Below are 2,575 nucleotides of genomic sequence, written 5' to 3'. Positions count from 1 at the left end.
GTGCTGCCGGGAGCCAGGGGCTGGGGGTTCCCGCGAAGATCGGCATCATCGGCGGGATGGTGGCCGCGGCCGGTGCCGCCGCCGCGTACGCCCTGATCGGGCTCTCGTCCGCGCCCGCCGGGCCCCCGCAGGCCAAGGCGCCTGCGGCCCCGGTGGCGCCCGTGGCGACGCCCAGGCCGACGCCCGCGCCGCAGCGGAGCCACTCCCCCGCCCCGTCGCAGACGCCCACGCCGGTGCCCTCGGCGCCGACGCCCAGGGTGAAGCCGCCCGTCGTGGCGCAGAGCCGCCCCGGCAGCACGGCGCCCGTGGTGCCGGTCCGTGCCGTGGCGCCCAGGCCGCGGCCGAAGCCGTCGCCGCCTCCCGCGCCGCCGGTCCACCGGCCCTCGCCCTCGCCGTCCCCTTCTCCGTCGCCCTCCCCGTCTCCTTCGCCCACTCCCTCGCCGCCGCCCCGGCCGCCGGCCGTCTACCAGCTCAATCAGCTCGCGTACGCGGGCGCGGGCGACGGCACGGCGCCCGCGGTGCGGCTGGGCGCGCACAGCTGGCTGTGGCAGCGGTACGGCCTGCGGGTCGGCGGCGTCACGTACGGGCACGGCGTGAGCGTGCACGCGCCCTCGGCCGTCACCGTCGAGCTGAACCGGCCCTGTACGGCCTTCAGTGCCCTCGTGGGCGTCGACGACATGTCGATGGGGCTCGGTGCCGCGCAGTTCGCCGTCTACGGCGACGGGGTGCCTCTGTGGCGTTCCGGCGTGCTGCGGGGCGGAGAGCCGGCGGTGCCGGTGTACGTGCCGCTCTCCGGCCACCGCACGATCCGGCTGACGGTGCAGCCGCGGCGGGGCATGGGCTGGACGGCGGTGTCGGACTGGGCGCGGTCGTGGATCTCCTGCGGGTGACGGCTCGGCTCCGGCCGCCGGAATGAAAGGTCCGGGGCCACTCAGGGGCCTTGCCGTCAGGCAAGAAGAACCCGCCGGGTAAGAAGAATCCGCCGGGGCGGCGAGCCCGCCGCCGGGGCCCGGGGCGGCCAGGCGCAGGGCGACGCCGTGCCCCTCCCGGCGCGGTCCGGCGGTGCCGAAGCCGCCCCCGGCAGCAGTGCCCAAGCCGCCCCGGCAGGCGGTGCCGAAGCCGCCTCACGTACCGGGCTCGTCCGTACCCGTCCGCGCTCGTCCCGTGCCCGTCCCCGTTCGTCCCCCGGCAGCATGCGGTTCCCTCACACGGGCGGGCCGGGTGCCAGCCCGCCCGCCACCGCGCGCTGACGCGGCGCCGCCGAGCCGGTCCAGCACGTCCCGCGCCGGGCCAGCAGGCGCCGCAGCCACACCTCGGTGGAGACGAGCTCCGCGAGGCCGTCCAGGGGCAGTGCACGGCCGTTCGCGGCGCCGTGCAGCGCGGCCCGTACGACCCGGGCCTCCACGAGCCCGGCGTCGGCGAGCAGCGGCGCCTCGAAGAGCTCCAGCAGCGGCCCTGCGGAGGCCCGCAGCCCCGCCCGTACGGCCGCGGCGTGCGCGGCGTGCGACGTGGCTCCCCAGCCCGCGGGCAGATCCTGGACGCCCGCCCCGGCGAGGACGGCGCGCAGGACCGCGGCGCGGGCGCCCGGTTGCACCCGGAGCGCCTCGGGGAGGGCGCGGCAGGCCCGTACGACCTGGTTGTCGAGGAAGGGGGCGTGGAGCCGCTGGCTGCGGACCTCGGCGGCCTGTTCGAAGATGCGGTGGTCGGCGGCGTGCCGGGCGAGGGCGGCAGCGGCGCGGCGTTCGCCGGGGCGCTGTGCGAGGCCCTGGGGACGGACGGCCGCGGCCTGGAGCCGAGCCGACACTTCGGCCAGAGCCTCACCCGTGAGCCAGCGTGCGGCGGGGCCGGGCCGGCACCAGGTGAGAGCGGCGAGGGAAGCGTCGACAGCCCCGCCCGCACCGGCGGGCGCGGCGGAGCCCGGGGTGTCGTCGGCGGGGGGAAAGGCCGTGGCCCGTAGCTGCCCGGCGGCCGCTTCGAGGCCTTCCCGGTAGGACGTGCGGGCCAGCCGGCGGGCCGCCCGGTAGACGGTGAAGGGGATGACGAGGGCCCCTCCGGAGGCGCCCTTGCCGGCGCGGGCGAGCGCCGAGACGGGCCGCAGGAGATGGCGCCGGCGACGGTCCATCAGAAGGTCGGCGAGGCGGGCCGGGTGGGCGTCGAGCGCCTGGCGGGCGCCGTGTCCGACGAGGTGGTCCGCGCCGCCGGCGGCGAGCCGGTGCCGGTGGCGTTCGGCGGTGACGAGGGAGGGGCCCGGTTCGTCGGTCAGGGGGCCGCCGGCGAGGTCGGCGTAGGGCAGGGCTTCCTCGCGGGCGGCGACGACGATGTGCCGCAGCCGGGGGTCGGCGGCGATGGCGTGGGCCCGTTCGAGTTCGGCCTCGCGGACGCGGCTGTCGTCGGTGACGAGGTCGTTGAAGGTGACGGCGAGCAGGCGGCCGCCGCCGGCGCCGTGGCCGAGGAGGGTGCCGGGGAGGCCCGGCAGGCCGCCGGCGAGCAGCGCCAGCGTGGCGGAGGCGCTGCCTCCGGAGAGGTCGGCGCCGATGCCGGGGGCGGGGCCCCCGCGGGCGGCGCGGCGGTGGGC

General features: G+C 79.1%; 2 protein-coding genes and 1 pseudogene. 1 reads left to right on the top strand and 2 read right to left on the bottom strand.

All coding sequences use genetic code 11. The features are described from left to right. Nucleotides 1-433: pseudogene (locus ACSNOH_RS34395) on the bottom strand (hypothetical protein); the annotation flags it as partial. Between ACSNOH_RS34395 and ACSNOH_RS34390 the strand changes: the two are divergent. Then, nucleotides 324-890 (top strand): NPCBM/NEW2 domain-containing protein, encoded by a 567-nt coding sequence (locus tag ACSNOH_RS34390; RefSeq protein ID WP_436725379.1) that lies wholly within the window; start codon nucleotides 324-326, stop codon nucleotides 888-890. The pseudogene ACSNOH_RS34395 and the gene ACSNOH_RS34390 overlap by 110 nt on opposite strands. A gap of 314 nt (nucleotides 891-1,204) precedes the next feature. Here ACSNOH_RS34390 and ACSNOH_RS34385 read toward each other — a convergent pair. Then, nucleotides 1,205-2,575: asparagine synthase-related protein (locus ACSNOH_RS34385; protein WP_436725378.1), on the bottom strand; the 1,371-nt coding region annotated here is incomplete at its 5' end.

Origin of the sequence: Streptomyces sp. URMC 127 (assembly GCF_051386535.1) — a bacterium.
Lineage (GTDB): Bacteria > Actinomycetota > Actinomycetes > Streptomycetales > Streptomycetaceae > Streptomyces.
Note: the sequence above shows the minus strand (reverse complement) of the source record. Positions and strands in the feature narration are given on the sequence as shown.